19 protein-coding genes and 1 pseudogene are annotated in these 21,442 nt (G+C 62.1%); 13 read left to right on the top strand and 7 right to left on the bottom strand.

The window, feature by feature from the left end; genetic code table 11:
- Positions 1-122: 122 nt before the first annotated feature.
- Positions 123-3,815 carry a methionine synthase gene (metH, locus tag J2T57_RS05470; protein WP_253475435.1) on the bottom strand — a complete coding sequence of 1,231 codons (3,693 nt, stop codon included), beginning with the start codon at positions 3,813-3,815 and terminating at the stop codon, positions 123-125.
- Between the two features lie 197 nt (positions 3,816-4,012).
- Between metH and J2T57_RS05465 the strand changes: the two genes are divergently transcribed.
- Positions 4,013-4,744 carry a matrixin family metalloprotease gene (locus J2T57_RS05465; protein ID WP_253475432.1) on the top strand — a complete coding sequence of 244 codons (732 nt, stop codon included), beginning with the start codon at positions 4,013-4,015 and terminating at the stop codon, positions 4,742-4,744.
- Between the two features lie 68 nt (positions 4,745-4,812).
- Here J2T57_RS05465 and J2T57_RS05460 read toward each other — a convergent pair whose 3' ends face one another.
- Together J2T57_RS05460 and J2T57_RS05455 are read right to left on the bottom strand one after the other, a co-directional pair.
- The gene (locus J2T57_RS05460) at positions 4,813-5,511 is read right to left on the bottom strand and encodes a PRC-barrel domain-containing protein (protein ID WP_253475429.1); all 699 of its coding nucleotides are present in this window, start codon (positions 5,509-5,511) and stop codon (positions 4,813-4,815) included.
- 153 nt (positions 5,512-5,664) lie between these two features.
- A complete protein-coding gene (locus J2T57_RS05455) occupies positions 5,665-7,146 on the bottom strand; it encodes a hypothetical protein (protein WP_253475426.1) in 1,482 nt (493 codons plus the stop codon).
- Between the two features lie 350 nt (positions 7,147-7,496).
- On the opposite strand from J2T57_RS05455, the gene J2T57_RS05450 reads away from it, so the two are divergent.
- The gene (locus tag J2T57_RS05450; RefSeq protein WP_253475423.1) at positions 7,497-9,485 is read left to right on the top strand and encodes a methyl-accepting chemotaxis protein; all 1,989 of its coding nucleotides are present in this window, start codon (positions 7,497-7,499) and stop codon (positions 9,483-9,485) included.
- A 189-nt stretch (positions 9,486-9,674) separates the two neighbouring features.
- Here the strand turns inward: J2T57_RS05450 and J2T57_RS05445 are convergent, their stop codons facing one another.
- The gene (locus tag J2T57_RS05445) at positions 9,675-10,208 is read right to left on the bottom strand and encodes a hypothetical protein (RefSeq protein ID WP_253475420.1); all 534 of its coding nucleotides are present in this window, start codon (positions 10,206-10,208) and stop codon (positions 9,675-9,677) included.
- A 252-nt stretch (positions 10,209-10,460) separates the two neighbouring features.
- On the opposite strand from J2T57_RS05445, the gene J2T57_RS05440 reads away from it, so the two are divergent.
- On the top strand, positions 10,461-11,033 hold the full coding sequence (locus tag J2T57_RS05440) for a hypothetical protein (protein ID WP_253475416.1): 573 nt from the start codon (positions 10,461-10,463) through the stop codon (positions 11,031-11,033).
- Between the two features lie 154 nt (positions 11,034-11,187).
- Here the strand turns inward: J2T57_RS05440 and J2T57_RS05435 are convergent, their stop codons facing one another.
- On the bottom strand, positions 11,188-12,231 hold the full coding sequence (locus J2T57_RS05435) for a hypothetical protein (protein WP_253475413.1): 1,044 nt from the start codon (positions 12,229-12,231) through the stop codon (positions 11,188-11,190).
- Between the two features lie 655 nt (positions 12,232-12,886).
- Positions 12,887-13,090 (bottom strand): nucleotidyltransferase domain-containing protein, encoded by a 204-nt coding sequence (locus J2T57_RS05430; RefSeq protein ID WP_253475410.1) that lies wholly within the window; start codon positions 13,088-13,090, stop codon positions 12,887-12,889.
- Positions 13,091-13,258: 168 nt separating this feature from the next.
- Between J2T57_RS05430 and mntA the strand changes: the two genes are divergently transcribed.
- The 7 genes and pseudogenes from mntA (at position 13,259) to J2T57_RS05400 (ending at position 15,761) form a co-directional block, all read left to right on the top strand.
- Complete coding sequence (mntA, locus tag J2T57_RS05425) at positions 13,259-13,660, top strand: type VII toxin-antitoxin system MntA family adenylyltransferase antitoxin (protein WP_253475407.1); 402 nt, start codon at positions 13,259-13,261, stop codon at positions 13,658-13,660.
- The gene (locus tag J2T57_RS22130) at positions 13,660-13,794 is read left to right on the top strand and encodes a hypothetical protein (protein ID WP_301289142.1); all 135 of its coding nucleotides are present in this window, start codon (positions 13,660-13,662) and stop codon (positions 13,792-13,794) included. The genes mntA and J2T57_RS22130 overlap by 1 nt, the downstream gene beginning before the upstream one ends.
- Positions 13,785-14,063: a type VII toxin-antitoxin system HepT family RNase toxin gene (gene hepT / locus J2T57_RS05420; protein WP_301289186.1), complete on the top strand. Its 279-nt coding sequence runs from the start codon at positions 13,785-13,787 to the stop codon at positions 14,061-14,063. Before J2T57_RS22130 ends, hepT begins: the two co-directional genes overlap by 10 nt.
- Positions 14,064-14,338: 275 nt before the next feature.
- On the top strand, positions 14,339-14,524 hold the full coding sequence (locus tag J2T57_RS05415; protein WP_253475404.1) for a type II toxin-antitoxin system HicA family toxin: 186 nt from the start codon (positions 14,339-14,341) through the stop codon (positions 14,522-14,524).
- A gap of 8 nt (positions 14,525-14,532) precedes the next feature.
- Positions 14,533-14,742 carry a type II toxin-antitoxin system HicB family antitoxin gene (locus J2T57_RS05410; protein ID WP_253475401.1) on the top strand — a complete coding sequence of 70 codons (210 nt, stop codon included), beginning with the start codon at positions 14,533-14,535 and terminating at the stop codon, positions 14,740-14,742.
- A gap of 385 nt (positions 14,743-15,127) precedes the next feature.
- Positions 15,128-15,381, top strand: a pseudogene (locus tag J2T57_RS05405) (type II toxin-antitoxin system Phd/YefM family antitoxin).
- A gap of 2 nt (positions 15,382-15,383) precedes the next feature.
- On the top strand, positions 15,384-15,761 hold the full coding sequence (locus J2T57_RS05400) for a type II toxin-antitoxin system VapC family toxin (RefSeq protein WP_253475724.1): 378 nt from the start codon (positions 15,384-15,386) through the stop codon (positions 15,759-15,761).
- Between the two features lie 178 nt (positions 15,762-15,939).
- On the opposite strand, the gene J2T57_RS05395 is transcribed toward J2T57_RS05400, so the two are convergent.
- Complete coding sequence (locus J2T57_RS05395) at positions 15,940-17,964, bottom strand: hypothetical protein (RefSeq protein ID WP_253475398.1); 2,025 nt, start codon at positions 17,962-17,964, stop codon at positions 15,940-15,942.
- A 259-nt stretch (positions 17,965-18,223) separates the two neighbouring features.
- On the opposite strand from J2T57_RS05395, the gene J2T57_RS05390 reads away from it, so the two are divergent.
- The 3 genes from J2T57_RS05390 (at position 18,224) to J2T57_RS05380 (ending at position 21,415) form a co-directional block, all read left to right on the top strand.
- Positions 18,224-19,108 carry a Wzz/FepE/Etk N-terminal domain-containing protein gene (locus J2T57_RS05390; RefSeq protein WP_253475395.1) on the top strand — a complete coding sequence of 295 codons (885 nt, stop codon included), beginning with the start codon at positions 18,224-18,226 and terminating at the stop codon, positions 19,106-19,108.
- Between the two features lie 62 nt (positions 19,109-19,170).
- The gene (locus tag J2T57_RS05385) at positions 19,171-20,541 is read left to right on the top strand and encodes a flippase (protein ID WP_253475392.1); all 1,371 of its coding nucleotides are present in this window, start codon (positions 19,171-19,173) and stop codon (positions 20,539-20,541) included.
- Complete coding sequence (locus J2T57_RS05380) at positions 20,534-21,415, top strand: sulfotransferase family protein (protein ID WP_366519069.1); 882 nt, start codon at positions 20,534-20,536, stop codon at positions 21,413-21,415. Before J2T57_RS05385 ends, J2T57_RS05380 begins: the two co-directional genes overlap by 8 nt.
- The last annotated feature ends 27 nt before the right edge of the window (positions 21,416-21,442 follow it).

Below are 21,442 nucleotides of genomic sequence, written 5' to 3'. Positions count from 1 at the left end.
CATGAGCGGCGTGCCGGACCGCGGTTCCCCGATCCGACTCGTAGGGTGTGTTAGCGCGCAGCGCGTAACGCACCGATTCGGCGGTGGTCATGCCCCGTGCGGGGCTCTTGTCCCCCGCGCGCTCAATCCTCTGGCTCGTAACCGAGATTTGGCGCCAGCCAGCGCTCGGCTTCGCGCATGGTCATGCCCTTGCGCCGGGCGTAATCCTCGACCTGATCCCGGTAAATCTTGCCCAGGCCGAAATACCGTGATTCCGGGTGGGCGAAGTACAAGCCGCTCACCGCTGCCGTGGGCACCATGGCCCGGCTCTCGGTGAGGTGCAGGCCGATGTTGTTCTCCACATCCAGCAACTCCCAGATCAGGTCTTTCTCCGTGTGATCCGGGCAGGCCGGGTAGCCTGCCGCCGGGCGGATGCCGGCGTAGCGTTCCTTGATGAGGTCTTCGTTGCTCAGGGCCTCTTCCGGCTGGTAACCCCAGAACTCTCGGCGTACCCGCTCATGCAAGTGCTCGGCAAAGGCCTCGGCCAGGCGATCAGCCAAGGCCTTCAGCAGGATGCTGTTGTAGTCGTCGTGGTCGGCCTCGAAGCGGGCGATGTGCTGGTCGATGCCGATGCCCGCCGTCACCGCGAAAGCGCCGATATAATCCGCCTTGCCGCTCTCCTTCGGTGCAATGTAGTCCGATAGCGCCTGGTTGGGCCGGCCTGCGGGCTTTTCCGTCTGCTGCCGCAGATGGTGCAGGGTGAGCAGCACCTTTTCCCGGCTCTCGTCGGTGTACACCGGAGTGTCGTCGCCCACGGCGTTGGCCGGGAACAGCCCGTAGACGCCGGCTGCCTTCAGCCAGCCCTCGTCGATCAGTTGCTCCAGCATGGCCTGGGCATCGCGGAACAGGCCTCGGGCCTGCTCGCCTACCACTTCATCCTCGAGGATGCGCGGATAACTGCCCGCCAGTTCCCAGGATTTGAAAAACGGCGTCCAGTCGATGTAGGGCACCAGGTCCTTCAGGGGGTAATCGTGCAGCACCTGGATGCCGAGCTGTTTCGGCTTGACCTGCTCGAAGGCACTCCAGTCGACCGGTGTACGGTTGTCCCGTGCCTTGTCGATCTTCAGCCATTTCTGTTTTTTCTGCCGGGCGGCGTGTTGTTCGCGAACCCGCGCATATTCCTCGCGCAGATCGCCGACGAATGCCTCGCGGCGGGTCTCGCTCATCAGGTTCGACGCCACCCCCACGGCCCGGGAGGCGTCCTTCACGTAGATCACCTCCTGCTCGTAGGCGGGCGCAATCTTCACCGCCGTGTGCACACGGGAGGTGGTGGCGCCGCCGATCAGCAGGGGCTGGCGCATGCCGCGGCGCTGCATCTCCTTTGCCACGTCCACCATTTCTTCCAGCGAGGGCGTGATCAGCCCGGAGAGGCCGATGATGTCCACGCCCTCGGCGGCGGCAGTGTCGAGAATCTTGTCCGCCGGCTGCATCACGCCGATGTCGGTGACCTTGAAATTGTTGCACTGGAGCACGACGCCGACGATGTTCTTGCCGATATCGTGGACGTCGCCCTTCACCGTGGCCATGAGGATGTGGGCTGCAGGCTTGTTGTCGCCCTCCTGCTTTTCCGCCTCGATGTAGGGGAGCAGGTAGGCCACGGCCTTTTTCATCACCCGGGCGGATTTCACCACTTGGGGCAGAAACATCTTGCCGTCGCCGAACAGGTCACCCACCACGTTCATGCCGTCCATCAGCGGGCCTTCGATCACCTCGATGGGGCGGTTGAACTGCTGTCGTGCTTCTTCCACATCGTCATCGATGTAGTCGATGATGCCCTTTACCAGCGCATGTTCCAGCCGTTTCGATACTGGCGCCTCACGCCAGGAGAGGTCTTCCACGCGGGCCTTGCCGGCCTGGCCTTTCACCGATTCGGCGAACTCCAGCAGCCGCTCGGTGCCGTCCTCCCGGCGGTTGAGGATCACATCTTCCACATGATCCAGCAGGTCCTTGGGGATGTCGTCGTAGATCTCGATCTGGCCCGCGTTGACGATGGCCATGTCCAGCCCCGCCTTGATGGCGTGGTAGAGAAAGGCTGAGTGCATCGCCTCGCGGACGGCGTTGTTGCCGCGGAACGAGAAGGACAGGTTCGACAGCCCGCCGGACACCCGCGCATAGGGCAGGTTGGCCTTGATCCACTTGGTGGCCTCGATGAAGTCGATGCCGTAGTTGTCGTGCTCGGGAATGCCCGTGGCCACCGGGAAGATGTTGGGGTCGAAGATGATGTCTTCCGGCGGGAAGTGGGCTTTTTCCGTCAGCAGTTTGTAGGCCCGCTCGACAATCTCGATGCGGCGCTCATAGGTGTCCGCCTGGCCGTCCTCGTCGAACGCCATCACCACCACGGCGGCGCCGTAGCGCTTGATGAGCTTCGCCTGATGAAGGAACGGCTCCTCGCCTTCCTTCAGCGAGATGGAGTTCACCACGGCCTTGCCCTGCACGCACTGCAGGCCGGCTTCCAGTACCTCCCACTTGGATGAGTCGATCATCACCGGCACCCGGGCGATGTCCGGCTCGGCGGCCACCAGGTTGAGGAAGTCCACCATGCAGGCCCGGGCATCCAGCATGCCCTCGTCCATGTTGATATCGATGACCTGGCCGCCGCCCTCCACCTGGTGGCGGGCCACTTCCAGCGCGGTGTCGTAGTCGCCGTCCACGATCAGGCGCTTGAAGCGCGCCGAGCCGGTGACGTTGGTGCGCTCGCCGACGTTCACGAACAGGCTATCGCGGCCCAGGTTGAAGGGTTCCAGTCCCGACAGGCGCATCGCTTTCTCCCGCTCGGGTATCTCGCGGGGGGCGCAGTCGGCGACGGCCTCGCGCAGGGCGGCAATGTGCTCCGGCGTGGTGCCGCAGCAGCCGCCGACGATGTTGACGAAGCCGCTTTGGGCGAAATCGCGGATGTATGCCGCCATCTGCTCCGGCGACTGATCGTACTCACCGAACTCGTTGGGCAGGCCGGCGTTGGGGTAGATGGTGACGTAGGTGTCCGCGATGCGGCTGATTTCCTGCACGAAGGGCCGCATTTGCTCGGCACCCAGGGCGCAGTTAAGCCCCACGGAGAAGGGTTCGGCGTGGCGCACCGAGTTCCAGAACGCCTCGGTGGTCTGGCCCGACAGCGTACGGCCGGAGGCATCGGTGATGGTGCCGGAAATCATCACCGGCAGGCGGTGGCCCAGTTCGTCGAACAGCTCCTCGATGGCGTAGATGGCCGCCTTGGCGTTGAGGGTGTCGAAGATAGTCTCGATCAGCAGCAGGTCGCTGCCGCCGTCCACCAGCCCCCGGGCGGCCTCCAGGTAGGCGGCGCGGAGCTGCTCGAAGCTGGTGTTGCGGTAGCCCGGGTTGTTCACGTCCGGCGAGATCGAGCCGGTGCGGTTGGTGGGCCCCAGGGCGCCTGCCACATAGCGCGGCTGGTCGGGATTTTCGGCCATGGCGGCGTCGCAGGCTTCCTTGGCCAGCCGCGCCGCCGCCACGTTCAGCTCGTAGGCCAGGTGTTCCATCTGGTAGTCGGCCTGGGCGATGGTGGTGGAGCTGAAGGTGTTGGTCTCGAGAATATCGGCACCGGCCGCCAGGTTGCGGTCGTGGATCTCGCGGATCACCTCGGGCTTGGTGAGCACCAGCAGGTCATTGTTGCCCTTGAGATCACAGGGGTGGTCGGCGAAGCGCTCGCCACGGAAATCCGCCTCCTCCAGCGGGTATTGCTGGATCATCGTGCCCATGCCGGAGTCGAGAATGAGAATCCGGGAGGCAAGATCTTTGGTGAGGCGGGTGCGGGAGTCAGTCATGGCAACTCGGTAGTGGTCGAAACCGGGCCGCGCATTATACCGGCAACCGGGGGCCAAGGGCAGGGCGTGTTTGGCTTGCTGGCGCAAAGCTCTCCATCGCCGATCGCATGTGATCCAATTCGCAGAAAACATCTGTGCTTTTCCGCACACTCCGCGGTTTAGTCAACCGACATGGTTGCCAGGCTCTCGGGGGGTGCATGCGACGATTCGTATGGAATCCGGTCAGGTTGGTGCTCGGCGCGCTGTTCTTCACTTGCGCGCTGACCGGGGTGGCCACTGCGAGCGAAGACGACGAGCGGTTTCGTTTATTGAAGTTCGACTCGCATCCGGTCAAGTGGGGTGACGCCGCATTGGGCACAGGTGCCCATGTCACCTACGCATTCGCCCAGACCGAGCTCCGCTTCGACGACGCGCGAAACTGCCGAAGCCTCGTTCCCATGCATGGCCTGGCGGCACGCTCCCGCATCTCGTCTACCCGCCTCATCGAAGAGACAATCGCTGCCTTCAGGGCCTGGGAAGAAGTTGCCGACATCAGATTCGAGCCGGTTGCTGACGCTTCGCAGGCAGACATCGTGATTGGCGCCCAGGCGCGTCCTTTCGGCCGTGCCTTTGCTGATGTTGCCTATACGTCGGTGAGCGATAACGGCGTCAAGGCGATCGAAAGATCGTTGGTCTGCCTGAACCCGGATGTTCCCTGGAAGGTCGGTTTCGATGGCGATGTCGACGTCTACGATTTCCGCTACACCATGATTCATGAAATCGGCCATGCCATTGGTCTCGATCATCCCGGGCCCACCGGCCAGATCATGGCGTTCGCCTACAATGAGGCCTTTCGCGAACTGCAGGCGGGAGACATCCGCGGGGCAGTCACCCTGTACGGTGCCAGTATCGAGCGGCTCGCCAGTACTGATGCTTCCTCGCGCCCCTGAAAGACACTGGGGAGCCATTGGTGCCCCCCCCCAGTAAGCTGGCATCCGCGATACTCCAGCTTTTAGTCTCAGTTCTGCTCAGGTGCGTTCTTGATGTCCTCATCGGACATGTCTACCGACAGGGCGTAGTCCCCATCTTCAGCGTCAGGTGAATGGGAAACCCTGTCCCAATCGATAATGATGTCTCTCCGGCCGATGCCGAGGAAGCCGCCGACGCCAACAACGAGGCTCTCAATCTCGCCATTCGGGCCGAGCAGCACGTCCTTGACCTTGCCGAGTTCCCGATCATTGCGCCGATTCTGGACTGATGCGCCCATCACCTCTTCCTGAGAAATCTGGCTCATCTGGCCGCGGTCCATGGCGACTCCACCACGGGTGTCGGCCTCGAATTCCCGGTCCATGGCGTCTCTATCGGAGTCATCCTGTCCCAGTTCGGACTGTGGATCGACCTGGGTTTCGTCGGAGTCCTGCATCCTGGTGGAACGTTCGGTGTCAGCCCCAGTTGAACGCGCCGTTGCATCCCTGTCGGAGTCGTCCTGTCCGAGTTCGGACTGCGGATCGACCTGCGTTTCCTCAGAATCCCGGATCGCGGCGGAGGGTCTGTTCTCTGCCCCGGAGGACTGCACCGTTGCATCCGTATCCGTGTCGGTCTGTCCGAGTTCGTCCTGCGGATCGGTCTGGCGCTCCTCTGCGTGCACGGTACCGATTCCCAACATGACCGCAGGTGCTACTGCAGCGGCCAGTGCTAATGCATTCAGCTTTTTCATCGACGTCATCCTCGTAATGTCCCCGGCTGGCGGTTGTGCCCGCCGGACACCCCTGCCATTGAACTGAATCAATGACAGAGGCATGTGGACCGCATGATGGACGTCGCCTTCTGGAACGTCGGTACGTTGTCGCACTCTCAGGTCAGCGTCGCCTCAGGGGCAGGGAAATGCCTCATCGCCGCCGTCGATGGTAAAACCGCAACCGTAGTCGGGGCTGGCCACCGTAGCCGCGTCGAGTACGTCATCCCCGTCGGGTTTGACATTCTCCATGTGCCAGTCCACCAGATCGGAGAATGCGGTCACCTGTTCCTCGTAGGTGAAGTCGCAATGGCCCACCGCGCGAATCGCCCGTTGCACCAGCAAATCAGCGTAGCCCTGGTCCTTCACCCGCTGGGCATAGATCTGTTGCATGGAAAACGGCACCCAGAGGTCCCCCAGGGTATGCAGGGTAATCATTGGGGCGTTCAACTCCCCGCGCAGCCTGGGGATCCACCGCAATCCATCGTCCTGCGCCGGATTCGCGTCACTGCTCGGTGATACCCGCAGGATCAGGTTATTGAACTGATTCTCGGCCGTGGTCCGTGTGGCGCCGGGGGCGGTCTCAAAGCGGTAATCCACCGATCTCGTGTCGACGATGTTCTGCGCGAGAATGCCGTACGCGGTGCCGTCGTTGTCAGCGTATCCATGCAGGATATCCAGTTCCCTGCGGCCGCTGATCGGGTCCGAGAAGGCCTCATTGAAAGTTGGCCGCTCACCGCCGGAGAGATTCATCAGAATGGCTCGAAGCTTCTCGCCTTCAGCGGTCAGGGCGCCGATATCGGCGTCGTAATCCACCCACAAGGCTTCCTTGAATGTTTCCACGCGGCTCTCGCCATCGGCGACGGGGAAGCTGTCGGCGGGGACGCCGCCCAGTTGCATGGCTGCCAGGTTGTAGGCGGTGAAGTAGTCGAGAATCTCCGCATCCCCCATCACGCCACAGAGGGACAGCGCGCCATCGTAGAGCAGGGGGTTGTTGGCCTTGGAGAGCGTTTCGGCCTCCAGGGCCGCACCGGCAATGTGCCCACCCATGGATTGCCCGATCATGTAATGCCGGACTGGCTCTTCGATCTCCCTGCCGCGCTCGGCGGCGATCTTCGTGAAGTTCAGCGCCAGTGCATTACTGTTCTCAAGGCCGGAGCGCACATCGTAGTGGTTTGCCGCATAGGCGGATGCCGCCCAGGCGTATCCGTTCTCGATGAGGTAGGGGCGTATCTCGGGGTTGTCGACGCGCAATTCGCGCTCGTCGCCCCGATAGCCATGGGCATAGACGACCAAGGCACCGTTCCAGTGGTCCGGCACCTCGATGCGGTAACCCACGCCATCGAGTTCACCCCACCAGCGGTCGGTGCTCGCGGGATCGCCGATGGGGTCGAAGGGCAGGTCCTCGAGAACCAGGCGGTAGTACCCTTCCGTGATGCGTGTGTCATGCTCACGGGCGGGCGGCGCAGGGGTGGTGACCGTAGGGCCTTCACCACCGTTTGAGCCTCCGCTGCCGGATCCACCGGATCCGCTGGATCCAAAACAGCCAGCCAGCAGCAATATCGAAGAAATCGACGCCAGGAAAACCGCAAACTTCACAAACGATTGTTTATTCACCCCACCCTCCCCGCCACGATATCCGGGCGTCCAGCCTCTGTGCTTGTGTGGAGGTGCTCCGCGCACCCTTGGAACAGGTTAGGCATGTCATCTCCCGCACATCTGTACGCGAGCGAACACACGCAGGGGTATGTTGAGTGCGCTCAAGGGAATGCGTGTCTGGTCGATACCCATTCTGGAGGGGCGCATGCCAGTTCCGTGAACCGCGTCAATCTCCGCCGCGGACGGCGCGCCTAGAATCCACGACATTACAAGACAGGTTCGCCCATTGGACGGGCGGGCAAGATCGTCGGTCAGACATGGGCGCGGCAGGGATGCCGATCGTCAGGGTGGCAGGTTGGGGGTATTCAATGCGGTCGCTTCCGAACGTATTCGGTCGGTTGGGAATCATGGTCAAGGCGCTGGTCGCCCCGGCCGTGCTGGTTTTGATCATGCTGGTTATCGGCGGCACCGCGCTGGTGGTGCAGCAGGGCGTTAACCGGGACATGCAGACCGTCTCCGGTAACCTGGCCCCCGCCAGCGAGATTGCCACCGAGTTGCTGAACAGCGTCTATCGCGAGCGCATGGCGGCTACCGAGTTCCTCGGTCATCGCGCCGACTACATGGGGGATCTGTGGGGCACCGCGCGGGAGGAGGTGGAAGCGAACCTCGCCAACGCCCGGCAGATGATCCAGGACCCTGCCCGCGGCGAGATTCTTGACCGATTCGCTGACCAGCACCAGCGCTTTGGCGATGTGTTCCGTGATGACGTCGTGCCCGCCGCCATGGAGGCGCAGAACATTGCCATGCGCCGGCTGCAGCCGGTGGTGATGGACGTCGAGTTCGTCATTGAAGACGTCATCAATGCCCTGGTCCGTGCGGGACGGCTGGAGGAAACCCGCCTTGCGGGTGCCGTCGCCAGCCAGGTCGCCGGCACCCAGACCAGTGTGATCGAGTACACCAGCACCGGCGACAGCGGTCGCTTCAACCTGGCGCAGATGCGCTACGGCAACGCCGAAACCAGCCTGCAGCAGCTTTCCGCCGCCGTGACCGACCGCAACATTGCCGGCGACATCGCCGAACTGGTCCAGCTCTGGCAGGACTACGGCGAGGCCATGAACGACCTCAGCGCGGCGGTGACCCAGACCTCGTTGCTGGTACGCGAGGAACTGAACGTAATCGGCCCGGCGATGATCGACCTGGTGCGGGAGTTCCAGCAGAGCGCCGTCGGTGACCTTAACACCGTGGCCGGGGCGGTGACCCAGACCGGCGCCCAGGCCCAGGTGGTGATCCTTGCGCTGGTGGTGGCGGGGCTGTTGATCGGCGCCGTGGTGGCCTGGGTGCTGACCCGGGGCTACGTCAAGCCGCTGGTGCGGACCAATGCCTTCCTCGGTGATCTGGTGGATGACATGGACGCCGGCAACGGCGACCTCACCCGCCGGGTGGAGGTGACCACCCGGGACGAGGTGGGTGAACTGGGTGGCAACATCAACCGCTTCGTCGAGACCCTGCAAAAGGTGATCGGCACCATCAACAGCGAGACCAGCCAGCTTGCCAGCGCGGCGGAAGAGCTGTCAGCCGTCACCAACCAGACCAACCAGGGCACGGCCCGGCAACGGGGTGAGACCGAGCAGGTGGCGGCGGCCATCAACCAGATGACGGCCACGGTGCAGGAGATCGCCCGCAATGCGACGGATGCATCCACCGCCGCGGAAGAGGCCAATCAGTCCGCCGCCGACGGGCGCCGGGTGGTGGTGCAGACCGTGGAGGCCATCAACGCCCTGGTGGAGGCCGTTGAAAAAGGCCAGCGCACTGTCGACCAGGTGGGCAACGAGGCCGAGAACATCACCGAGGTCGTCGACGTGATCCAGGCCGTGGCTGAGCAGACCAACCTGCTGGCCCTGAACGCCGCCATCGAGGCTGCCCGTGCCGGGGAGGAGGGGCGTGGCTTCGCCGTGGTGGCCTCCGAGGTGCGGGACCTGGCGAAGAAGACCCAGGATTCCACCGTCAAGATTCAGGAGCTCATCGAGAAGTTGCAGAAGGGCACTCGGGGCGCCATCGGCGTGATGCGCGAAAGCGGCGAGCAGGGCCAGAAGACGGTGGAACACGCCGCCGCCGCTGGGAGCGCGCTGGAGCGCATCGAGGAGCAGGTCCGCATCATCAACGACATGAATGCCCAGATCGCCAGCGCGGCGGAAGAGCAGTCGGCGGTGACCAACGACATCTCCGGCAGTGTCGAGACCATCCGCGGCGTCTCCGACGAAACGGCCCAGGCTGCCGACCAGACTTCATCATCCAGCGAAGAGCTGGCGAAGCTGGCGGAACGGCTGAGCGCCCTGGTGAAGCAGTTCAGGATTTAGTCCCGTGCCGCGTGCCCGGCGTTGACGCGGTGCGTTACGCGCAAGCGCTAACACACCCTACGAGGCCGTGCCCACGGCGGTGCGCCCTGCCCGCCGTAGGGTGCTGTTAGCGCGAAGCGCGTAACGCACCGCAACCCACAACCGCAAAAAACCCAACAACGTTCACTCGGAACACGGTGAACCGGTGTCTTACCCCTTGAGCAACGCGGCAAGATCCCTGCGCAACACGCACTCCGATTCTTCCCGCTCGTGGCCCGTTCGCGAGAGCGACTTGCCGTGCAGTGCTCCGATGCGGATTTCGGCCGCCGCGATCCGGATCTCCCACCCCTGCGCCGCGACGCTTACATGTTTGGCACGATCAACGCCCATCTCGCTCATGGACTGCCGCATTTCCTCCTCCAGGCATCGCTCAAGTTGGCGATGCTCGCGCAGGGTTGCCGCCGCCTTATCGGCCCGACGTTGAGCGCTGTTGCGGCGCTGAACGCAGGCCAGAGCCTTGGGTTCGTCGCTGGCGGCGAAGCGCCTGGCCCGATCCTCCCAGCGCTGGGCCTCCGACTGCAGGCGGTCGACCGCGGTAACCAGTTTGGTGTTGTTTTCACGAACGCGCGCAAGGTGTCTGCGGCCGTCAAGCATGGCAGGACTGGGCTCGTCGTCCTCAATTGGCCGCTCGCCGGCGACGGCCCTGGCGCGGAAGGTGGTCAACAAGCGTTTCAAAAATGACATGGTGACATCCTTATCGATAACGAAGCCCACTCCTTGGGCAACCCTGCTGCGTCCCCTGGCTTGGCGCGATTCTACTATGCATGACCATGCCCGCCGTAGGGTGCTGTTAGCGCGCAGCGCGTAACGCACCGCAACCCACAACCGGCGAAACCGTAACCCCTGCCCCGTCCAGTATCTGGCCCCTTTGCCCGCGGGTATGCCCCGGAACGACACCATCGTCTAAACTGGCGGCTCACGAAACCGAGGGGCCCCATGCCGAGCCGATTCGCCTGCCTGCTTTTTTTGCTGCTGGCCGCCATGCCGGTGACTGCTGATGAACTCCGTATCGAGCCCGTGGAGCTTGAACCGGTGACGCCGGATGTCGAGCACCGCTGGGGGGTCGGGCTTGCCTACGGCAACCAATGGTACGGGGATGATGGTGCCGCCGGGGAATCCGGCGCGTTGCAGATCACCTATCGGGCCTACCTCACCACCGAACGGGAAGGGCGCTGGCTGTTCGAGCTGGGGTTCGAGCGCTCGCTGTCCTACAAGGACCCGGAAATCGACGACGAGGGCACAACCCGGCGCATTCAGTCGTCGGGGCTGTTCTATCGCTTCAACCGCTTTTTCGGTACCCGCTTCTATGTGGGTGGCCGGGCGGGGCTGTCCCGCGTGCGCGGCACCGAGGACAAGCAGAATCTCGACCTTGTGGTGGGGCTGCAGACCGGGGTGCGGGTGACGAGCTGGCTGGATGTCGGCGCGGAGCTGGTGACGGCGGCGCCGTCAGTCAGCGAGAGAGCGGCATTCCCCGCCGATGCGCGGGGCGTGGTGACGATTAGCTTTTGAGGGGTTTGCGGGGGCGCTGGCCGTGGCTGGCGTTGAAGCGGTGCGTTCCGGCCTGCGGCCTAACGACACCCTACGCATGGCCCTGCCCGTCACCGGGATACTGCCCGCCGTAGGGTGTCGTTAGCGCAAAGCGCGTAACGCACCGTGCTTTATGTCAACCGAATATGCAGTCGGCGTCGAACTCGAGGTCGTCGTCTTCGTTACCTTCGATGTCATCCCAGGCGTAGAACGTGCCGTTCACCAGCAAGCCGCTATCGACATATTCCACCTCAACGATCTGACCGCTTCCGCCGATGCGCACCTTGCCAGCATAGGGCCGTTCCTCATTGAAGCGAACGAACCGGATATCCTCCAGTGTTTCAAAGGTGTACTCGCCGTCCGCGTCGGGGCTGAGCCCGCTCACGCTCCAGCCACCATTGAATTCCATCTGGCCGGCATTGGTCATGCCGTCGTCGGACGGTTTGACGAGAATATCGACATTCTGGAAGCCAAATGTTGCGTCGAAGGAGTCACCGTCGCAGGTCACTGCAAAGCGGTTCGTCGAGTTGATGTCCGCCTTGTAGTCGATTCCGCTGGTCCAGGCGATGCTCGCGAAACCATTGGAGGTAAAGATCAAGCTGCCGGAACTGCCGTCGAAACTGAATGAAGACTCTGTGGAGAATTGCGCGGTATCCGTGGTGATCAGATATTCGTAGCCGTCAGGCCCTGGTTGTTCCCACTTCGATTCGATAACTCCGTCAGTCACGGATGAGAACGAATCGCCGCCTTCCGAGAACGAGTTCCTGCAATTGTTCCATTCAAGTCGGACGTGGCTGGGCGTGTCCGGATTGGCGACGAAGGTGCCGCCATCGTTGCAGAACTCGAACTCACCGTCTTCCAGCGCTCCCACTTGGGCGAACTCGATGTCGAACTCCGAATCCCGAGGGTCTTCAAACGCGCTGTCGCCAGCACCACTGAAGGAAGCAAACCCGATGGCATCGCCGGATGTGGCATCGGTAGCGAAATCTGTGGCCGCCTGAGCCAACGCCAATTCTACCTGCGCCGGAGTAAGAGACGGTCCGCTGCCACTACCACCAGAACCACCCCCACCCGAGCTGCTGCCGCCACCCCCACCAGAGCTGTTACATGCCGCGAGCCCCATCCCCGCCACCAGCAGAACGCTCGCAGCGAATCCCTGTCGTAATCTTGTCTGTTCCATCGTTCCAATCCCATCCAAGGTCGTTATTCGTAGGCAATGCGCCACCCGGCTGGTTGCCTGGCGTACGTCAAGCACCACCAGGGGCTGACCAAATCACCCCCCAAACCCAAGTTAAGGTGGAAACGCATCACGAACACTCCCCCAAATGGGGTCCCCCATTTGGGGGATAGGGGATGGCAGGAGGTGAAAATCCGGCAGGCCGTGAATCGGGCGGAAAGCGGGAAGTGTTGCAATCTGGCATTCGGTATGGGGACCAGCCAGCGTCGGGTCGGTGCGTTACGGCCTTCTGCCTAACGCACCCTACGTTTCGCCGTGCCCCACACGTGGGCCGTGCCCGCTGTAGGGTGCGTTAGCGCATGCGCGTAACGCACCGAAACAACCGGTCGATAACGCGCCAGGAAAAGGTTTTTCACGCGACACATTTCTGGCCAGCATACGTCGCCAGCCGCGCCCGCGCCGCCATCAGGCTCCGCAGGCGCTGACTCGAAAAGCCGCGTGCGTGCGGCCTGCAGGTGGTCAGCCTCCTTCCGGGTCAGGTCCAGCAGACCCCGTAGTCGGCTCACAGCGGCTCACCGGTGTGTGCAGCGTGACGGTGAATGGCCGCCATGGGCTGCCCGCGGGAGTGCGTCACGATGTCGATTCTTCGCTCGCCGAGCTATCGTTGTAACTGTGCGTACAGCCGCTGCTCGGCATTGAACGCGTCGTCCGGGGGAAAGTCGGTTTGCACCAGCAGATCGATATCACCACCGCGGCGCTGGTCATCCAGGCGCGATCCGAAGAGCCGCACGGCTGCTTCGTCGCCATAACAGGCCTTGACCGCCGAGCGGATTATCTCGCGCTGCCTTGCGTTAAGCCGCATGCTTCACCCGTGATCCGTGGCCCCTGACACCATAGCGCTGCTGGCGTAGGCTTACAGCCTGGGAATACATCTTCCAGGCAAACTCGCTCGTTTCATCCGACGGGGGACCATGCTGGCGCTTATTGCTCACCTAACACATCAAGGCAATCTTGGCGTACGCTTCCGGCCATGAGCACCGAGGCCATCATCCAGCAACTGCGAGCTTGCTTCAGCGAGGTGCAGCCTTCCGTACTGGCCGCTTACCTCTACGGCAGCCATGCCCGGGGAGAGGCCCGCCCGGGCAGCGACGTGGATGTGGCCCTACTGCTGAAACCAGAACACGCTGCGGCCACGTTGGTCGGGCCCATCCGCCGGATCCAGGGCGAACTCGAGCGGCGCCTTCGTTGCGAGGTCGACGTGCTCGATCTGCGAAGCGCGCCAGTGGATCTCGTCCATCGGGTACTGCGCGACGGCGTGTTGCTGGTTGAAAACGACGCCAACGCGCGCATCGCGTTTGAGGTTGATGCCCGCAATCGGTACTTCGATCTGTTGCCTTACCTGCAAGAGTATCGGCGCCGGCCGGTTGCGTGATGGATATCGCTCTCATCGAGAAAAAGCTCTCGCTCATCGAGACCTGCGTACGCGAACTGAGGGAACTCGCCGACATTGACCGGCTGGAGCGCGACGTGCGCGAGGCACGCTTCGTCCAGCACAACTGCAGATAGCCATCCAGGCTGCGCTCAATGCGGCGTCCCATATCGTCTCTGCCCACCGCCTGGGAGAGCCGGAAACGAATCGCGAGTTGTTTGATCTGATGCGAGCCCATGATCTGCTTGATTCACGGTTGGCAGAGTCTCTCTACGCCATGGCAGGTTTCAGAAACATTCTCGTACACGGATACCAGCGCGTTGACCTCGCCGTGGTGCGGGATATTGTGCGCAATCACCTGGAAGACCTGTTGGCTTACGCTGCGGCGGTGCGGGCCAGTGTGTGAGGTGTGGTTAGCCGCGCCAGTCACCTGGGACATGCCCGCCGTAGGGTGCGTTAGCGCTTGCGCGTAACGCACCGAACCAACGCCGAGAATATTGCTTCACATCCATTGGCGTGGCTCAGGCGGAGTGCCAGTTGCCGTTGGACGAGATCGTCACTGCCAACCTTGGATAGGTCAGATTTTGGCGGCCATGGCGGGAGGCATCGGCTTGAGGTAGTGTTGATTTGGGGGGACATGTGCCAAAAGGAAGCTGACGTGCCTTCGGGATACGGAAATCCATGAAAGTGCGCCATCTCGTGCGGAAGCTGAAAGCCGACGGTTGGTACCGCAAGCAAACGCGGGGTAGTCATCGGCAATACAAACATCCGGATAGGCCGGGTCGCGTTACCGTGCCGGGAAAGCCAGGTGACGATCTGGCTGTCGGTACCGTCGACAGCATCTACAAACAGGCGGATTGGAAATAGGTGGTGACGTGAGATACGCGGTGGTGATCGAAAACGCCGGGGCGAATTATTCGGCGTACGTTCCGGACTTGCCCGGTTGCGTTGCGACTGGTGCAACACTACCGGAAGTCGAGGAGCGGATCAGGGAGGCTATTGAGTTCCACCTTGAGGGCATGCGTGAAGACGGCTGCGCCATCCCGGAACCCGGTAGCCATGTGGAATACGTCGATGTGGCCTAGCCTCTCTGCGAGCTGCTCCGTGGTTGGGCGGTGCGTTACGGCCTTCGGCCCAACGCCCCCGACGTTTGGCCGTGCCCCAGGCGTCCGCCATGCCCGCCGTATGGTGCGTTAGCGCTTGCGCGTAACGCACCGAACCAACGCCCGATCAACATCTCCCAAACCGCCTACCGACTCGCAACCGAAAACCCCCACAACGCCACAACAAAAAAACGACGCCCCGAAAGGCGCCGCAAACTCCCATCAACACCACTCTCTGACCAATCGTCCACCAGCGTTCCGATCCACAGCCCCAGGGCCTGCATGCCAGCGCCCATCCCATCGCCTTCCACTTTCAGCACACATCCATCTCAAGTTACACTCCAGAGAGTAACCTTAGGTGTCTCCAATGGAAGCAACAACGAAAGATCTCCGCCTGCACACGGCAGAATTGCTCGCCGCGGCAGACCGCGGGGAAACCGTCATTATCAGTTACCGCGGCAAGCGTCGCGCCGTACTCAAACGCTGGCAGGATGGCGAGAGCGAATCCACGCGCGGCGAACGCAACCCCGCGTTTGGCATCTGGTCGGACCGGACCGGACCGATGAAGATGTAGCGGACCATGTGCGCCGCTTGCGCGAGAGGCGAAGGAACCTGCCATGAGCCTGCTCGTAGACACGGATGTCCTGATATGGAACCTGCGAGGCAACGAGCGCGCGGCCGAAGCTCTGGACCGCCAACCCGGTTTCGCCCTCTCCGCAGTCATCTATATGGAACTGGTGCAGGGAATGCGCAACAAGCAGGAGCTTCGTCAGTTGCGGCAGGCGATGCAGTTCTGGGGGGCAAGCGTTATCCACGTTGATGAAGCGATTTCATCCCGGGCCAGTTTCCTCATGGAGGAGCATGCACATGCGGATTCACTCCAGGTTGCAGACGCGCTCATTGCCGCCACTGCGCTGGAAATGGGGTGTTCCCTGCTCACGGGCAATGTAAAGCACTACAAGAAATTGCCTGGCCTGAGCCTACGACGCTTCAAGCCATGAGAAATCGAAAAGCAAGGCCAATCCCAGTAGGGTGCGTTAGCGCTGGCGCGTAACGCACCGAACCCACGCCCGATCAAAACCCCAAAGCCGCACATCGGCCCCCCGCTAGAACAAAACCCACAACAAAAAAACGGCGCCCCGAAAGGCGCCGCCAACTCCCATCAACAACACTCTCTGATCAATCCGCTACCAACGTCCCAATCCAAAGCCCCAGGGTCTGCATGCCAGTGCCCTCGTTGGCATAACGTCGCAGCACGATCATCTGCCCATCGGCAGACACAAAGCCATCGAACGCAATGTTGCCAGCTTCGACGGTCAGCGACCCGTTCGAACCCAGCGAGTACCCCACGGTGTCTGAATCCGCGCGCTCGCCACTGATAAACTCGGGCCGCCCCGTCTTGCTGTCCCGCTCCAGCAACCGCTCCCGCGCACCCACAAGCTGGACGTTGCCGCCGTCGAACACCAGATCGCCGAAGAGCTGCATATCCAACTCCGCCACGTCACCGCCACCGGCGCGGCCAACACCCAGGCTAATGCCCTGCATGCGGTAGCGCTTGCCGTTCAAATCCGGCTGGGATGCCGGCAGTTTCACGGCCATGAGCAAGCCGTATTCGTCGCGGATGACTTCCTCTTCCGCCTCGTCAAGCGTGCTCGTAACGTCGTTGGTCCAGAAGACCTGGGCATCCGCCGTCAGGTTGAAGGCGATCAACGGTTCATCGTTTTCCACTAAGGTCAGACCGCCATCGTTCACCTCGTAATCCAGGGTGGAGGGATCCGGCCCGACGGCGTTCACCTCCACCGCGCTGCCGTAAAAGTGCTCGATCTCGATCTCGTCGTCATTGCCCACATCGACGCCACCCATCCCGTCGAAATTGAAGTTGCGCAAGTAACCCACAGTGCCGGTGTAGTTGTCCTCCAGTTGCACACCGAACTGCACGAAGCCGTAGGTCCCCGACACGTTACTTGCCGTCAGGTTGGTATCCACGCGGCCGATAAGCGTGATATCCGCCCCAAACCGCTCGCCGAAGAAGCGATTGGTATCCAGGGCATCGTTGGTGACGCCGTACAGCCGCTCATAGAAGCGGTTCACGCCCACGAAAAGGTTATCGCCAATCGCACGGAATCGGTTATCCGCCGCCGGCTGCCGGGTCGCGAAGTCGCCATCGAGGACATCCTCCTCGAACGGCACCTGCACCAGCAGTGCGCCGTTGCTCTCAAGAATAAGCGGGAAGCTGTCGTCCTCGTTGATCGGGTCAACGCCGAACTCGGTGAACAGGTTCTGGCCGCCGGTGAAGTTGTACTGCTCCGCGAAGTAGTACGTTGTCTCCTCCAAATCGCGGCCTTGCAGGTCGCCACCACCATCGAATAGCTGGAAGCCACCGCCATCCGTCAGCATGCCAATCGTGCCGCCTGCGGTCTGAGGGGGCTCTTGCGTCCGATACCCCATCTCAAGGCGTAGGCTGCTCACCCGCCAGTCGCCCAGTACCGCCGCGATACTCTCCGCCGGCGGCGTGCTCAATGATTCCGCCTGGCTCTCCATGTAGGAACCGCTGGCGGCCTCCAGCGCCGCCGCCGCCGCTTCGATGGACGCACCGGCATCAATGCCCAGGGCATCGATATCGCCGCGAATGCGCACCACATCGCGGGCGGCGATCTGATCCAACGGCACCTGGAAGTCGATGAGCTTGCGCAGCACGAATTCCGACGTGGGGTCGACCTTGATGTCGTCCTCCACCGCCTGGGCGCGAAGCGTCTGCGTGTGCCCAACCGCGCGGATCACCAGGTTGGCAGAGGGCGGCAGCGATGTGTTCTCGGGCAGGGTCAGGTTGTAGGTGCCGGTCAGGCTGGTTGTGGCCGTGGCAATCACGTCACCAATCTTGTTGCCATCGTTATCCACACGGATCAGTTCGACGGTAATGCCCGCCACGGGCGACAGCCCTGACATCCCTGCAAAGGATTGCCCCGACACCCAGGCCAGCATGCGCTCCACCGGGTGCGGCTGCAGGAAGGCCAACTCACCGCCGGGTGCCAGCACTTCGCCTTGGAAAGCCGTTACTGCTGCAGGCGGATCATCATCCCCACCGCCACCACCATTGTCGTTGCTGCCGCTGCTCCCGCCACCGCCGCCGGAACTGTTGCATGCTGCCAGCGCGCCGAGCGCCAGCAACATCAAGATCACCAGTAACCATTTCTTAAACTGCATGGATGCCCCCAACTCTGTGTGTCACCGCATGGGTGTCGCTGCTGAGGCGCTGCCTGCGAGGCAAGCACGGTTCTCAGCACCGATAGGGGAGCACAACGAGTCGTCGGGCGAATGACCCATATGGGGTAAGGGGGGAGGCGTGGGCCGTGTTTCCATCAAGTGTCACGAGTATTGCAATGCAAAAGATATTGCGCTTCACTCCTGCCAGTTGTTAATGAGTTATCCCAACACATCACTCCGGAATGGTTGTGCATAAAGCGTGAGCGAACACAGGGAACTCTCTGAGCGGGGGGGCGATGCCCGATTTCCCGAGGAATATCGGTCGGCAGACGAAATCAGCCTGTACGAACTTTGGGATGTGTTGGTGCGGCGCTGGTGGGTCATCGTCGGGCTGACGGTGCTCGCCGGTGGGTTGGGCTTAGCCTACGCCGCAGTCACGCCAAGCGCCTATGAGTTTCGATCCACCATCGATCTCGCCCGGGTCTACGACGGCGGTGGCGCCTTCAAGCCGGTTGAATCGGCATCCGGTGTCGAGGCGCGACTGTCGAACCATATCGTTCCGGACGGCCGGCGAGCCCTGTCGGATTCACTTGGAGAGGTGCCGCGCGTGCAGGTAACGGCGGCGGGCGACTCTCGAATCACCCTGACGTCACGGACGCCCGCGTCTCGCGCCGAGGACGTCGCATCCCTGCATGAGGCCATTGCAGATCAACTGCGGGATAATCAGCAGCCAGAACTGCAGGAAATGATCGACTTGCGGACGGCGCCGCTGGAAACTTCGGTCGAAGATCTGCGCACTGAGCTTGAGGCCATTGGCGATCAAATGGAGGCCTTGGCGCGAGGTGCGCTGAGCAGGGAGTCCGATGAGACTCTTGCGCGCTTCGTCGAGATGCAGGAGCTGCAGGCGTTGCGGCGCGATGCAGCCTCACTGAGGCGGAACCTCAATAAGGCGCAGCTGGAGATCACGATGCTCGCGGAATCCAGCCGTGGCACATCGCTTTCAGCGGTTGCGACACAATCCGACGAACCAGTCGGTGCGGGGCGGGCGATTATTCTGCTCCTGTCATTGCTGCTTGGCGGGATGCTAGGCGTTTTTTCCGCCTTTTTCATTGAGTTCGTCCAGCGCGCCAACCAACGTCGCTAAAGCGCTGGGTAAGCGCCTCGATGGCACGGGACTCTGCTACCACTCACAGGAAGACCTGAACAGTGAACGCCCTCATCGCCATGCTCGCTCAGCGCCTCAAGGGCTTGCGTGGCGAGGGCCTGCGCGGGCAACTCGTAAAGGGGGGGATTGGTAGCCTCGGTGTCAACGGTGGGCGCATACTGCTGCAGTTCGCCGTGGCGGTTGTTCTTGCCCGGGCGCTTGGAGCGGCTGGCTATGGCGTCTACGCATTCGCTCTTGCGATTGTGACACTGCTTGCCATACCCGCGCAGGTGGGGCTGCCGCAACTAGTGGTACGTGAAACCGCACGGGCGCAGGTCGAGGAGCGGTGGGCCAGAATGCGCGGACTTTGGACTTGGTCCACCGTGTTCGTGCTCGCCTTCTCGGCGGTGTTGCTCGTCCCCTTCGTGATTGCATGGACCGTCGGCATCCCTTTTCTCAGCGAGGACCGAGCCAGCGCCCTGCTGTGGGGGCTCCTGCTTGTCCCACTGCTGGCGCTGGGTCAGCTACGCGGCGCTGCGTTGCACGGGCTTAGGCGGGTGGTGCTCGGACAACTGCCCGAGCACATAATACGGCCAGCGCTGCTGGTGATCTTTACATTGATCGTCATCGTATTGCCCCTCAGCTATCCGTTGGATGCGGCGGGCGCGATGGCCCTGCACCTGCTCGCTGCCGCGATTGCATTCGTCTTCGGGGCCTGGTTGCTGTTACGGCACATACCGGAGCAACTGCATGGCCTGCGCACGCGCGAATACGATGCCCGGGTGTGGCTGAGTGCTGCATGGCCGCTCGCCTTGCTCGGCGGCATGCACGTGATCAACCACAGTGCGGCTGTAGTGGTGCTTGGGTTTTTCGCCACCGATGCGGACGTGGGTGTCTATCGGATTGTCGCCCAGGCGGCAACGCTCGTTTCATTCGGCTTGACTGCGCTCACTCAGGTCGTGATGCCCCATTTTTCACGGTTGCACAGGGAAGGGGACTACCATCGCCTGCAACAGCTCGTGACGCAGAGCGCCCGCGCCATACTGCTGTTGTCATTGCCACCGGCCATTGTCTTCGTGCTGTTCGGCGAGTGGATTCTGGCCGTGGTTTTCGGTGAGGAGTTTGCCGTGGGATACGTGGCGCTGGTGATTCTCGTTAGCGGGCAACTCGTCCATGCGGCAATGGGTCCAGTCGCCATATTGCTAAATATGACGGGGCACGAGAAGGACAGCTTAAAGGGTGTCGCCACTGCCGCTGTGCTGAACGTTGCCCTAAACTTATCTCTTGTGCCCTTGTTCGGTCTGGAGGGGGCCGCGGTCGCCATGGCGCTGACCTTGACCACGTGGAATCTCCTTTTGCGCCGTGCGGTTATGAGGCGCCTGGGCCTGGAGATGTTGGCGGTTCCAATGACGCGCAAGACACGCCATGACTGAGTACGGAGGAGTACCGATGTCCCCAACGCGGCCAAATCTGTTTATCGTCGGGGCGCCCAAGTGCGGTACCACGGCGATGGCCGAGTATCTCGGAGCGCATCCAGATATCTTTATGTCCAGGCCGAAAGAACCCCTGTATTTCCTGCACGAAAATGACAAGCAGCGAAAGATCATTCATGAGGATCACTACTTGTCGATCTTCACCAGTGCCCGGGGCTGCGCCGTGGTGGGAGAGGCGTCGGTCTGGTATCTCTACTCCCGCCATGCGCGGGAACGCATAAAGGCCTTTTCGCCTGGCGCCCGGATCATAATCATGACCCGCCACCCCTATGGCTTTGTCCCATCGCTGCATGCCCAAATGGTGTTCAGTGGCCGCGAAGAGGAGAACCTAAGTGAAGCCTGGCGCCGGGAGCGTGAAAGACTGGGGATCGCTGAACTACCCACGATCGAGTACGCGGAAAACTGGCGCAGGATGTATCCGGTACTCATGCAGCACGACCACTTCATTGCCGAATACAAGAACACATTCGGGGCCGAGAACGTACTTGTCCTGCGGCAGGAGGACATGGTGAAAGATGTCGCCACGACCTACCGTCGCGCGCTCGCGTTTCTCGGCGTGCCGGATGACGGTCGCGAACAGTTCGAGGTCATTAACGCCAGCAAGGGACACCGAAATGAGTTCGTGCGTCGGCTGCTACACTGGACGAGTCGTCAGCAGTGGCTCATCGATAGCTTGCGTGCCGTCAAGCGACGCCTTGGCATTGGTTCCTTCGGTGCCTATGCCCTAGTGGCAAGGCTTAACCTGCGTCGACAGACGAGGCCGGCTCTGCCTACGGCAGTTCGGCGCGATATCGACAGGCTGTCGCAGACCTGACCAGCCATCGCAGAATTCACATACTTT

This window comes from Natronocella acetinitrilica (assembly GCF_024170285.1).
GTDB classification, from domain to species: domain Bacteria; phylum Pseudomonadota; class Gammaproteobacteria; order Nitrococcales; family Aquisalimonadaceae; genus Natronocella; species Natronocella acetinitrilica.
The sequence above is the reverse complement of the archived record's forward strand: the minus strand, read 5'-3'. Positions and strand labels throughout refer to the sequence as shown.